10 protein-coding genes are annotated in these 11,920 nt (G+C 67.0%); 3 read left to right on the forward strand and 7 right to left on the reverse strand.

Going from position 1 to position 11,920, the window contains the following annotated elements:
• Window positions 1-92: 92 nt before the first annotated feature.
• From dkgB to LL962_RS00940, 3 genes are all read right to left on the reverse strand, one after another.
• The gene (gene dkgB / locus LL962_RS00930; RefSeq protein WP_228315551.1) at window positions 93-896 is read right to left on the reverse strand and encodes a 2,5-didehydrogluconate reductase DkgB; all 804 of its coding nucleotides are present in this window, start codon (window positions 894-896) and stop codon (window positions 93-95) included.
• A gap of 43 nt (window positions 897-939) precedes the next feature.
• Complete coding sequence (locus LL962_RS00935) at window positions 940-1,968, reverse strand: NADP-dependent oxidoreductase (protein ID WP_228315552.1); 1,029 nt, start codon at window positions 1,966-1,968, stop codon at window positions 940-942.
• Window positions 1,969-2,058: 90 nt separating this feature from the next.
• Window positions 2,059-3,024, reverse strand: coding sequence for an aldo/keto reductase (locus LL962_RS00940; RefSeq protein ID WP_228315553.1), 966 nt, complete (start codon window positions 3,022-3,024; stop codon window positions 2,059-2,061).
• Between the two features lie 230 nt (window positions 3,025-3,254).
• Between LL962_RS00940 and LL962_RS00945 the strand changes: the two genes are divergently transcribed.
• Complete coding sequence (locus LL962_RS00945; protein WP_228315554.1) at window positions 3,255-4,109, forward strand: class I SAM-dependent methyltransferase; 855 nt, start codon at window positions 3,255-3,257, stop codon at window positions 4,107-4,109.
• Here the strand turns inward: LL962_RS00945 and LL962_RS00950 are convergent.
• Window positions 4,099-4,278, reverse strand: a complete 180-nt coding sequence (locus LL962_RS00950; RefSeq protein WP_146092455.1) for a hypothetical protein — start codon at window positions 4,276-4,278, stop codon at window positions 4,099-4,101. The two genes, LL962_RS00945 and LL962_RS00950, sit on opposite strands and share 11 nt — an antisense overlap.
• Here LL962_RS00950 and LL962_RS00955 point away from each other — a divergent pair.
• The gene (locus LL962_RS00955) at window positions 4,277-4,849 is read left to right on the forward strand and encodes a pseudouridine synthase (protein WP_104588938.1); all 573 of its coding nucleotides are present in this window, start codon (window positions 4,277-4,279) and stop codon (window positions 4,847-4,849) included. The two genes, LL962_RS00950 and LL962_RS00955, sit on opposite strands and share 2 nt — an antisense overlap.
• A gap of 439 nt (window positions 4,850-5,288) precedes the next feature.
• Here the strand turns inward: LL962_RS00955 and LL962_RS00960 are convergent, their stop codons facing one another.
• A complete protein-coding gene (locus LL962_RS00960) occupies window positions 5,289-5,720 on the reverse strand; it encodes a hypothetical protein (protein WP_228315555.1) in 432 nt (143 codons plus the stop codon).
• A 190-nt stretch (window positions 5,721-5,910) separates the two neighbouring features.
• Window positions 5,911-8,412, reverse strand: a complete 2,502-nt coding sequence (gene hrpB / locus LL962_RS00965; protein ID WP_228315556.1) for an ATP-dependent helicase HrpB — start codon at window positions 8,410-8,412, stop codon at window positions 5,911-5,913.
• Window positions 8,413-8,591: 179 nt separating this feature from the next.
• On the opposite strand from hrpB, the gene LL962_RS00970 reads away from it, so the two are divergent.
• The gene (locus LL962_RS00970; protein ID WP_304956866.1) at window positions 8,592-10,709 is read left to right on the forward strand and encodes a methyl-accepting chemotaxis protein; all 2,118 of its coding nucleotides are present in this window, start codon (window positions 8,592-8,594) and stop codon (window positions 10,707-10,709) included.
• A gap of 609 nt (window positions 10,710-11,318) precedes the next feature.
• On the opposite strand, the gene LL962_RS00975 is transcribed toward LL962_RS00970, so the two are convergent.
• Window positions 11,319-11,792, reverse strand: coding sequence for a DUF1456 family protein (locus LL962_RS00975; RefSeq protein WP_228315557.1), 474 nt, complete (start codon window positions 11,790-11,792; stop codon window positions 11,319-11,321).
• Window positions 11,793-11,920: the final 128 nt, after the last annotated feature.

Genomic DNA, 11,920 nt, shown 5'->3' on the forward strand with positions numbered 1-11,920 from the left:
CGTTGCTTGCATCCAGCCATGCCGGGTGTCACGCCGGCAGTGGGAACATGCAACCACCTGAAGTCAGCGATGCACTGCCCAGCCGCGGCGCGTCAGTCCCAGTCCGGCGCAATCGCCTGCGGGTTCGCCAGGCGCTGTCCACGCTCGAGCGCCGCGATCTCGGCCATGTCCTGGTCGTTCAAGCGCAACTCCTGCGCTTTGAGGTTGCTCTGCAGATTCGCACGCCTGGTCGATGAAGGAATCACCGAATATCCCTGCTGCAGTGCCCAGGCCAGCGCCACCTGTGCGGGCGTGGCGTCGTGGCGTGCGGCAATGGCCAGGATCGCCGGATCCTTCAGCACCTCGCCGACGGCCAGGGTCATGTAGGAGGTGACGTGGATGCCCTGCTCACGCAGGAACGCGATCAAAGCGCGATTTTGCAGGTACGGATGCACCTCGATCTGGTTGGTGGCGATCGCTTCGGCGCCCAGGATCTCGATCGCCTGCTTCATCAATGCAATGGTGAAGTTGGACACGCCGATCGCGCGCGTGAGGCCTTGACGTTTCGCTTCGGCCAATGCTTCCAGATACTCGCGCATCGGCACCTGATCCTTCGGCGAGGGCCAGTGGATCAGGGTGAGATCGACATGGTCGGTGCCGAGCTTGCGCAGGCTTTCCTGCAGGCTGGCGATCAGTGCAGCGCGATCGAACCTGTCGACCCAGATCTTGGTGGTGATGTACAGCGCATCGCGTGGAACGGTAGAGGCGGCAATGGCCTGACCGACCTGCGCCTCGTTATCGTAGATCTGTGCGGTATCGATGGCGCGATACCCCAGCTCCAGCGCGTTGCGCACCGAGTCGATGACGACCTGATCCTTGAGGCGGAAGGTGCCGAGGCCGAATGCGGGGACGGTCATGGTGCTCCTTTGGGAGTGGGGGAATGGGGAATCGTGTGCGCAGTCAGTCCAGTGCGACGACGGCTTTTCCGAAATTCTTGCCGCGCAACACATCGATCAGACCCTGCGGTGCGCTGTCGAGCCCATGCAGCACGTGTTCGCGATACTGGATCTTGTCCTCGCGCAGCCACTGGCCCATCTCGCGCAGGAAGGCCGGCATCAGGCGAATGAAATCGTGCTGGATGAAGCCACGCACGGTCAGCCGTTTGCGCAGGACCAGGCCCATGAACTCGGGTAGCCGATCCGGGCCGGGCAGTACCTGCCCGCGGCTGTTATAGGTGGCAATCACGCCGCAGACCGGAATGCGGGCGAAGTCGTTGAGTTGCGGCAGCACCGCATCGAAGACCTTGCCGCCGACATTCTCGAAGTAGATATCGATGCCATCGGGTGTGGCCGCGCGCAGCCGCTCGGCGAAGTCCTCGGCCCGGTGGTCCAGCGCCACGTCCACCTTCACTGCCTCGCGCAGGTAACCCACCTTTTCCTCGCCGCCGGCAATGCCGACCACGCGCAAGCCCTGCAACCGCGCCAGCTGCGCCACGGTGGCGCCGACCGGGCCGCTGGCCGCTGCCACCACCAGGGTCTCACCGGCCTGCGGCTTGCCGATCTCGTGCAGGCCGGCATAGGCGGTGAAGCCGGGCATGCCATAGACGCCGAGTGCAGTGCTCGGCGCCAGCTTGTCGTCCTTGGGCAGCTTGCGTAGCGGGGTGGACGGGGTGAGCAGCACGTGGGTCTGCCAGCCACCGGCCAGCACCACCAGATCGCCGGCCTGGTAATCGGCGTGATGCGATTCGATGACTTCGCCTACGGTACCGCCTTCCATCACTGCATCGATGGCAACCGGCGCGGCGTAGGACGGGCCATCGTCCATGCGTCCGCGCATGTAGGGATCCAGTGACAGGAACCGGTTGCGCACCAGGATCTGGTCGTGCCCGGTGGCGGGCAGGGCGACTTCTTCGATGCGGAAATTGTCGGCGCTGGGTTCGCCCTGGGGGCGTGAGGCCAGCACGATGCGGCGATTGGTGATCGATGTCATAGGGGGTTCTCGCATGGGGAGCCGCGCATGCGCGGCGGAGACGCAGCCGACGGCGCGGCTGCGTGGGAATGGTGTGGGCCGGTCGGGGCCTCAGCCCGCCAAGGTTGCCGCGCTTGCCTCGTCCAGTTGCGCGAGCTGCTCTGCGCTCAACGACAGCTGCGCGGCGGCCAGCACGTCGTGCAGCTGCTCCACGCTGGTGGCGCTGACGATCGGAGCGGTGATGCTGGGGCGTGCGATCAGCCAGGCCAGTGCAACCTGCGCAGGCGTCGCCTTGTGACTGGCGGCTACATCGTCCAGTGCCTGCAGGATGCGCAGGCCGCGCGGGTTGACGTACTGCTTGACCACCGACGCGCCGCGCGCGCTGCTCTTGCCGGCGTCGTCGGCGCTGCGGTACTTGCCGGTGAGAAAGCCGCTGGCCAGCGAGTAATAACTGATCACCCCAAGCGCGTGCTCGCGCACCAGCGGCTCCAGCTCGGCTTCGTATCCGGTGCGGTCGTAGAGGTTGTATTCGGGCTGCAGGCTTTCGTAGCGCGGAAGCGTGTACTGCTCGGAGATATCCAGCGCATCGCGCAGGCGCGCGGCGCTGTAGTTGGACGCACCGATCGCGCGCACCTTGCCTTGTTCGATCAGGCGGCCGAATGCGGCCAGCGTGGCTTCCAGCGGAATCGACTCGTCGTCTTCGTGCGCCTGGTACAGATCGATCACATCGGTCTGCAGGCGCCGCAGCGAGTCGTCGACCGCTGCGGCGATGTTGTCCGGCGACAACCCGGGGTGCTCGCTCCACTTGGCGACCTTAGTCGCAATCAGGATCTTGTCGCGCTTGCCGCTGCGCGCCAGCCAGCGACCGATGATGGTTTCCGATTCGCCGCCGTGGTTTCCCGGTACCCATCCCGAATAGGCGTCGGCGGTATCGACCAGGTTGAAGCCGGCATCGACGAAGGCATCGAGCAACGCGAAGGACGTCGCTTCATCGGCGCTCCATCCGAACACGTTGCCGCCGAAGACGATGGGTTTGATCTGCAGGCCGGAGCGGCCCAATGCACGGGAATGGGTCATGGTGGATGCTCCTGGTTCGAACTGCCCACAGGATAGTCATGCAGGTTGTCGCTGCGTGTGACATGGATGTGGATTCAGCGTTCCGCCGATCGCGACCGCCGGCTCACAGGATCTGAACATGTCGCCCGCCACACGTGTGCGGATGCTGCGTCTGCGGTGCGCTGCGGGCACATGGCAGACGGCGAACCGCATGCTAGGCTCGCGCTACTTTTTTCGAGGAGGGCGCTGCGATGATCCGCAACAGGCTGGCCTGTGCAGGTGTGATGAGCGTGATGGTGGCAATGACCGCACCGCTGGCGATGGCGATGAAACCGGCCGATAGCGCAAGCCTGCCGGCGCCCGATGCAGCGCTGCAGGCAGCTGTCGACGGCAGCTGGCGCGACCGCGTCTATGTGCAGCGTGACCCGTACCGGCATCCTGGCCAGACGCTGGCGTTCTTCGGTATCAAGCACACCCAGACCGTCATCGAAATCACCCCGGGCGGCGGCTGGTATGCAGAGATCCTGGCGCCCTACCTGCGCGAGAAGGGCAAGTACGTGGCGGCCGTGGTCGACCCCGCGTCGGTGCCCGAGGGCCGCGCGCGCGACTATGCGCAGCGTGCGCGCGACGAGCTGGAAAAAAAGCTCAAGGCCAAGCCCGAGGTATACGGCAAGCCCTCGTTCGTTTCGTATGTGCCCAAGGCACCCTCGTTCGGCGTGGATAACTCGGCCGATCTGGTACTGACCTTCCGCAACGTGCACAACTGGCGCATGGCCGGCAATGCCGAGGCGATGTTTGCCGGCTTCTACAAGGTCCTCAAGCCGGGCGGCGTGCTCGGCGTGGTCGAGCATCGCGCCAAGGCCGACGTGCCGGCCGACGACAAGAGCGGCTACGTGGGCCAGGCGCAGGTGATCGCGATGGCCGAGGCAGCCGGCTTCAGGCTGGCCGGCAAGAGCGAGGTCAATGCCAATCCGCGCGACACCAAGGACTACCCGGGTGGCGTGTGGACATTGCCGCCGAGCAATAGCCACGATGCCGCCGACGATGCCAAGTACAAGGCGATCGGCGAGAGCGACCGCATGACGCTGAAGTTCGTCAAGCAATGACGCTGTGCCCGCATGCCGCTGCGGCGGCATGCGGGAGTTCCGGCGCGCGACACGCGTCGATAACGCTGCTGGCCTGGCGCTTTCGCGCCATGTCGGCGTTGTCTGCGTCGAATGCGTGGTAAGGGATCCACTCCATCGCCGCATGCGGTGTTCGCAACAGGATGTCCATGTTGGTGCTGTTGAACAAACCCTATGGCGTGTTGTCGCAGTTCAGCGATCGCTCGCAGCCGCCCAGACGGACGCTGGCCGAGTTCGGCCTGCCTGCGGATGTTTACGCGGCCGGCCGCCTGGATCACGACAGCGAAGGGCTATTGCTATTGACCGACGATGGCGCACTGGCGCATCGGCTGACCGACCCGCGCCACAAGCAGCCCAAGACGTATTGGGTGCAGGTGGAAGGCGATCCGCAGGAAGCGCAACTGCAGGTATTGCGCCAGGGTGTCTTGCTCAACGACGGCCCGACCCGCCCCGCAGTGATCCGCCGGCTCGATCCCGTGCCGACCCTGTGGCCGCGCGATCCGCCGGTCCGCGCGCGCAAGACCGTGCCCGATGCCTGGCTGGAAGTGCAGATCAGCGAGGGCCGCAACCGCCAGGTGCGGCGCATGACCGCCGCAGTCGGCCTGCCCACGTTGCGACTGGTGCGCGTGGCCATCGGTGGGTGGAGCCTGGACACCCTGGCCCCCGGTCAATGGCGTCAGGAGGGCAGCCCCTTGCCACGGCCGCCCCGCGCACGCCGCTGAGCGGCGGCGTACCAACGCTGCACGTGCGCGAGGCTGCGCCGCTGTCGCTCGCGACAGGGGCGCACTGGCGCGATCTGCGGGTGTGCACTGATCGCTCCGTTGATCGGCGGATGGAGGCCTGCCGTGGGCCTCGATACTGCAACGGCCGACGCGCACCGCTTGCGCCACTGGGAGCAAGCGATGCGCGGTTTCGTTCGAAGCTAGGTGACAGCGCCAGCGGAGGCCGACGCCGGACATCGGGAGGCGACGGGACCGGCGCGAGAGAGCGCGTGCAGGGCCACGATGGGGCTGGGGCCACCTGGCGAGACCCCAAAAGAATGCGGCTACAGCATGAATCGCCGAAGCTGTTCGGCATTGCATCGGGCCGTAGGCAGGACCCGCCTTTGCGAATCCCGAATGCCTACTCCCGAATCCGGACAAATAGAACGACCTGCAGGGCTTACTCGATGCCGTCGCTCGGCGTCACTGCATTGCGGCGTTGATAGGCCGCGCGGCGGGCGTTGGCGTTGCCGGCGTGTTCGCGGTCCAGACGATGGACGTTGCCGCCGAGCACCTGCTGATCGCGCTGACGCTTGCGGTACACCGCATAACCGATCAAGCCCAGGCCGGCGACTGCAGCGGCCACCGTCACGGCGGGGTTACGCTTGACCAGTCTGGTGGCGACTTTGCCGCCGGTGCGCACGGCGCCCAAGGCAGCGCCCGTCTTGAGCCACTCACTGGCGCCGGGGCCGAAGCTGCGCAGGCCATGACCTGCGTGGCGAGCCTGATCGCCTGCATTGGAGGCGGCATGCCGCAGATGGTCGCCGGCATTGCCTGCCAGTTCCAGGGCACGCTCCAGGGCGCGTTCGGTGATGACAGTCAGCTTGCTCATTGGGGGCGTTTCCTTTCTGAGTACGTGGTACGCAGTCTGTGGGCTATTGCGTATAGACGGTGTTAGCGGTGCTCGGGCTTGTTTGGGTTGCGGTTAAGTAATGATGCGGGGCGAGGCTGTCTGCTCCACCGCCTCCCATTCGCACCCTCGTCCCAACCCCTTATCTCTCCCGACGAGAGAGGGGCTCACATCAGGTGCCGCGTGGTTTTGCGCGATGGGTGGCGGACGCAGTCCACGGATCGTCCGGCCAGGGATGCCGCGGATACCGCCCCTTCATTTCCTTCCTGACGTCCGGATAAGTCGTCGCCCAGAAACTCTTCAGATCCTGCGTGACCTGCAACGGGCGGCCGCCCGGTGAGAGCAGGTGCAGCGTGAGAGGGATGCGGCCGTCGGCGATGCGCGGGGTTTCGGCCAGACCGAACAATTCCTGCAGCTTGACCGCCAGCACCGGTGGCAGCGGCTGCCCGGCGTGGTCCAGCGCGTAGCTGATCTGGCGTTCCATGCCCGAGGGCACGCTCACACGCGTGGGCGCAAGGCGATCGATGGCCTGCCGATGTTCCCACGCCAACGCAGCCTTGAGGGCTTCGCCCAGGCCGGCTTCGTCCAGCGCGTCCAGCCGCGTCTTGCCGGCGAAGGCCGGGCGCAGCCAGTCGTCCAGTGTCGCCAGCAGCGCGGTGTCGGACAGATCGGGCAACGCCAGCTCGGGCATCCACGTGCGCAGCGACAGCAGGCGCGCACGCCACTGCTGCAGGGTATCGGTCCAGGGCAAGGCCTCCAGGCCGAGTTGGCGCACCGCATCGGTGAGCGCGCCGGCTGCCTGTGCCGGATCGACACGGCCGGCGGGTCGGCTGTCGAGCACGATGCGGTCGAAGCTGGATTGCCGGCGTGCGACCAGGGCGCGCTTGTCCGCGTCCCACAGCACCACGTCCTGCTGCACGAAGCGGTCGGGCAGGCTGCGGCGCAGGTACGCCTCGTCCACGGGGGCGGCCCGCAGCAGCAGCGCATCCTTGGCTTCGTAGCGCAGCTCGCTGGCCACCAGCCAGGGCTCGCCGCGCAGGTCGCTGTGATCGAACAGGCGCGCGCTGCGGCCGTTGGCGAGCAGATAGCGCAGCGGGTCGGCAGGGTGGCGGGCGGCGATGCGGTCCGGAAAGGCATGCGACAGCAGGTCGCCCAGGGCATGCGCCTCTACGCTGGAGGGTGGAGCCGTGTCGCAGCGCAGCCGGCGGCGCCATTGCTTGGCGGCGCTGTCGATCGCAGCCAGGCCGCTGCGATGGGCGTCTGGCCCGCTGCGACCCTGGCGAAATGCGGCCAGCGCCCGCCAGCGCGCGGCCAGGCCATCGCCCCCCTGGCGCAACGGGTCGCGTGCTTCAAGCAGCGCAGCCAGGTCGCAGGCCAAGGCCAACCGCGGCGCGGCGCCGGCCTGGGCCAGCATCGCCGCCAGGCGCGGGTGCGTGCCCAGCGCCAGCATGCGGCGGCCGAGTGCGGTGATGCCGCCACCTTCGGCGAGGGCGCCCAGCCGTTGCAGCAATTCGCGCGCAGCGGCCAGCGCACCGACCGGCGGTGCATCGACGAAGCGCAGCGCATCGCTGCCCCAGGCAGCCAGCTCCAGCGCCAGGCCGGCCAACTCGACCTGGGTGATCTCGGCGCGCCGTTGGGGTTCCAGCCGCTGGGACTGCGGCCACAGCCGGTACGCCCAGCCGCTGGCCACGCGTCCGGCACGGCCGGCGCGCTGATCGGCCGAGGCCTGTGCGATGGTCACCACATCCAGCCGGGAGAATCCGCTATTGGGATCGTAGTGCGGTTCGCGCGCCTGGCCGCTGTCGATCACCACACGCACGCCCGGCAGCGTGACCGAGGACTCGGCCACGTTGGTGGCGAGCACCACGCGGCGATGGCCATGCGGGTCGGGCTGCAGCACCTGGCCTTGCGCCTCCACCGACAACTCGCCGTGCAGCGGCAGCACCTGGACGACCGGGTCGAGGACATCCTCCAGGGCCGCTTGCACCCGTACGATCTCGCGCTGGCCGGGCAGGAACACCAGCACATCGCCGGGATGGGTGGCCAGCGCATGTTCCACCGCACGCCGCGCCTGCGGCTCCAGCGGCTCGTCGCGGCGCGCCGGGAAGTGCGCGATCTCCACCGGGAAGCTGCGCCCGGCGCTGCTGAGCCGCGGCGCATCCAGGAAGCCGGCCAGGTGCTCGCCATCCAGCGTGGCCGACATCGCCACGATACGCAGGTCCTCGCGCACCTGCGCCTGCACGTCCAGCGCCAGCGCCAGGCCCAGATCGCCGGCCAGGTGGCGTTCGTGGAACTCGTCGAACAGCAGCGCGCCGACCCCTTCCAGCATGGGATCGTCCTGGATCATCCGGGTCAGGATGCCTTCGGTGACGACCTCGACGCGGGTGCGCGCGGAGGTCTTGTTCTCGAAGCGAATGCGGTAACCCACCGTCTCGCCGACCGTCTCGCCGAGCTGGCGCGCCATGAACAGCGCAGCGCTGCGCGCGGCGACACGACGTGGTTCCAGCATCACGATCCTGCGTCCGGCCAGCCATGGCGCATCCAGCAGCGCCAATGGCACCTGCGTGGTCTTGCCGGCGCCCGGTGGGGCCTCGAGTACCAGGCGCGGGTGAGCGATCAGGCTGTCGCGCAGCTGCGGCAGCAGCGCTGAGATGGGAAAAGCGGGGTCGTTCATGCGCGGGAGGATACGGCCTGCGTGCCATCGGCACGATGGTCGGGCGCTGCGATGACGGGTGTGGAAGGCAAGGAAGAGCCTGCTTGTGCGGGCCAACGGCGCGGCCTGCGATGCCGGGGGCGCTTCAGACTGTCGCCAAATCGTCGATAACCCGCATATCCCATACGACTGGATTCCCGATGTCCGCCTCCATGCCGAAGTTCGTCAGCCTGCAAAGCAAACTGCTGGGCGCACTTGCGCTGGGCCTGTCGGTCATCCTGTTGTGCGCGCTCGGCGGTCTGGGCACGGCCTGGCTGAGTCTGTCGGGCAAGGTGCCGGCGGAGGTCGCACAGGCCTCCGCCAGCGAAGAAATCACCCGCAACTTCCGCCTGCAGGTGCAGGAATGGAAGAACGTGCTGATCCGCGGGCGCGATCCGGCGCAACTGGACAAGCACTTGGGAGCCTTCCGCGAGCAGGGCAGGAAGGTGCAGGCCAGTACCGAAGCGCTGGCCAGTCAGGCCAAGGATCCGCAGGTGCGCACGCTGGCGCAGGATTTCGCCACCGCCCACCTGGGCCTGCAGGCCAACTACGAAGCGGCATTGGGCAAATTCGCCGCGGCCGGGTACGACACCCAGGTGGGCGACCAACTGGTCAAGGGCCAGGATCGCGCGCCCAGCAACACGCTCGAAGCGCTGGTCAAGCGCAGCAAGGTGCTGGCCGATGCGGCAGTGCTGGCCAGCTCGCAGTCGGCGCAGCACAAACTGGTGTACTCGGCAGTCGCCACCATCGTTGCGGCGGTGTGCCTGGTGGCGGCGCTGGGCTGGTGGATCCGGCGTTCGATCGTGCGTCCGATCGAGAATGTCGCGCATGCCGCACGTCTGGTGGCAGCGGGCGACCTGTCGGCGCGTGCGACGGTCAGCAATCGCGATGAAATCGGCCTGCTGGGCCAGGCCATGGGTCAGGTCGTCACCACGCTCACCGACGTTTCCACCGCGCAGGCCGACATGGCGCAGCGCCACGAGGCCGGGCAGATGAGCTATCGCATGGATGCGCAGGTGTTTCCGGGCGCTTACGGGCGCATGGTCGACGACACCAATGGTTTGATCGGTGCGCAAGTGGACCTGATCGGCACCATGCTGCAGGTGATGCAGCACTACGCGGTGGGCGACATGTCGGTGGACATGCCGCGCCTGCCGGGCGAGAAAGCGCAGATTACAGAGGCGATGGACACCACCAAGCGCAATCTGGCCGCAATCAACGGCGAAATCCGCGGCCTGGTCGACGCCGCGGCCGCCGGCGACTTTGCCACGCGCGGCAACGCCGATGCCTATCAGTTCGAGTTTCGCGGCATGGTGAGCGGTCTCAATGGGTTGATGCAGAACGTGGACCACAACCTGGCCGAGTTGTCGCAATTGCTCAAGGCCATCGCCGACGGCGATCTGACTGCGCGCATGCATGGCGACCAGCAGGGCGTGTTTGCGCGGATGCGCGACGACGCCAATGCCACCGTGCAGCGCCTGACCGACATCGTTGGCGACATCACGCTGGCGGCCCAGACCATCCGCACCGCGTCGGCGGAAATCGCCGCCGGCAACAACGACCTCGCCCAGCGCACCGAACAGCAGGCCGCGAATCTGGAGGAAACCGCTGCCTCGATGGAGGAGTTGACCTCCACCGTGCGACAGAATTCCGAGACCGCGCAGCAGGCCAGCCGTGGCGCTCAGGCGGCGGCCGAAATCGCCGGCCGCGGCGGCGAGATGGTCGCCAGCGTGGTCGACACCATGGGCGAGATCGAAGGCTCGTCCCGGAAGATCGCCGAGATCATCAGCGTCATCGACGGTATCGCGTTCCAGACCAACATCCTGGCCTTGAACGCGGCGGTGGAAGCGGCGCGTGCCGGCGAACAGGGGCGCGGCTTTGCCGTGGTGGCCTCGGAAGTGCGCGCGCTGGCACAACGCTCGGCTGGTGCCGCGAGGGAGGTCAAGCAATTGATCCAAGCCTCGGTGGAAAGCGTCGAGCGCGGCAGTGCACGCGTGGATCAGGCCGGGCGCACGATGCAGGACATCGTGCAATCGGTACAGCAGGTCACCACCCTGATCGCGGAGATCTCCGCCGCCTCGCGCGAACAGTCGGCCGGGATCGAACAGGTGGCGCGCACCGTCAACGACATGGACGAAACCACCCAGCGCAATGCCGCGCTGGTGGAAGAGGCTTCCGCCGCCGCGCGCGCGATGGAGGAGCAGGCGGTGGAACTGAGCGAAGCGGTGGCAGTGTTCCGGCTGGATGTGCGCCGGCCGCGGTTGGCGGCTGCGGCGTGATTGCGTGAGATGTCGTAGCGGCCCGGGTGCAGATGCTTGAATCGAACGCCTGGTGAGTCGAGGGCGCGGTGCCCTTGCCGCTTGCGGGACATGCCGTGAATCCATCCGTGGAGGCTCCTAGGCGGCAGCCATGCCGCCAAGGGTCACGCAACCGGCGCGAACACCGCACCAGGATGGCGGTCGGTGGCCGGGTCAAAACCTGAGTTTGCCTTGGGACGCCGAGAAGTTTGAGATCGCCTTGTTCAAGGCTTGCCTGTTGCTTGGCTTCGATTGAGAAGCCAACCGGAAGCTCATCATCCGAACAACGCGCCTCATGCAGTGCTTACACCATGCGCACCGATGCCTTCGACTGGTCCTTGTTCGCCCATCGTTGCGGGACCTTACGCGGCATGGATGCCGCACAAGAGCCTACAAGGACATACTTACGGGGTGTCCTGCGATGGTGGACGGGCAAGGGCCTTGCGGCCAGGCAGCAGATCGACCGCTCCACGATCGATCTATCGACACCAGTCACTTCGAGACACAGGACAGCTGCGCTGCAATGACGCATTCAAGTCGCAGCGTTGTCGGACGACCAAGCCAGGCCAGGCCAACCTCAGCACCCAGGCATCAACCTGCTTCGCGCACCCGCGCGGTCAGGCCCTTGAGGAAGGCACGCAGCAGCTGATCGCCGCAGGGGCGGAAATTCTTGTGACCGGGCTGGCGGAACAGTGCGGAGAGTTCCGGCTTGGAGAGCGGAAAGCCGGCACCGGCGAAGATGGCGTGCATGTCGACATCCTTCAGCTCGAAGGCCACGCGCAGCTTCTTCAGCACCAGGTTGTTGCCGACGCGCGCCTCCAGTGGCCGTGGCGGCTGGCTCTCGTCGCGGCCACGGAAGCGCAGCACCAGCCCGTCCAGGAAGCGCGCCAGCATCGCATCGGTGCAGGGTTCGAAACCGGGCTCGTCTTCCTTCTTCAGCCAGGCCTGTACCTGCGGCTTGTCGAGCACGAACTGCGGGTCGGCCAGGTGGGTGATCTGCACCACCTTGTCGTCGCTGAGATCGAGCATGTAGCGAATGCTGCGCAGTACATCGTTGTGGATCATGACCATTCCGGTGCCCCGGCCCGCGGCCGGAAAGCGGCCATTCTACGGGGCTTGCATGAAACAGGCCTGACATGGGGCCCAGCGCATCCTGCGCGCCGGAGGCGCGGCGGGTGGCGTGAGCGTTGGGG

This window comes from Xanthomonas sp. NCPPB 1067 (assembly GCF_020783795.1).
Lineage (GTDB): Bacteria > Pseudomonadota > Gammaproteobacteria > Xanthomonadales > Xanthomonadaceae > Xanthomonas > Xanthomonas melonis.

Bases quoted from the DNA above. Each gene is read 5' to 3' on its own strand.
- LL962_RS00955 (WP_104588938.1), top strand. From the start codon at position 4,277: ATGTTGGTGCTGTTGAACAAACCCTATGGCGTGTTGTCGCAGTTCAGC.
- LL962_RS00970 (WP_304956866.1), top strand. From the start codon at position 8,592: ATGTCCGCCTCCATGCCGAAGTTCGTCAGCCTGCAAAGCAAACTGCTG.
- LL962_RS00975 (WP_228315557.1), bottom strand. From the start codon at position 11,792: ATGATCCACAACGATGTACTGCGCAGCATTCGCTACATGCTCGATCTC.
- hrpB (WP_228315556.1), bottom strand. From the start codon at position 8,412: ATGAACGACCCCGCTTTTCCCATCTCAGCGCTGCTGCCGCAGCTGCGC.
- LL962_RS00960 (WP_228315555.1), bottom strand. From the start codon at position 5,720: ATGAGCAAGCTGACTGTCATCACCGAACGCGCCCTGGAGCGTGCCCTG.
- LL962_RS00950 (WP_146092455.1), bottom strand. From the start codon at position 4,278: ATGGACATCCTGTTGCGAACACCGCATGCGGCGATGGAGTGGATCCCT.
- LL962_RS00940 (WP_228315553.1), bottom strand. From the start codon at position 3,024: ATGACCCATTCCCGTGCATTGGGCCGCTCCGGCCTGCAGATCAAACCC.
- LL962_RS00945 (WP_228315554.1), top strand. From the start codon at position 3,255: ATGATCCGCAACAGGCTGGCCTGTGCAGGTGTGATGAGCGTGATGGTG.
- LL962_RS00935 (WP_228315552.1), bottom strand. From the start codon at position 1,968: ATGACATCGATCACCAATCGCCGCATCGTGCTGGCCTCACGCCCCCAG.
- dkgB (WP_228315551.1), bottom strand. From the start codon at position 896: ATGACCGTCCCCGCATTCGGCCTCGGCACCTTCCGCCTCAAGGATCAG.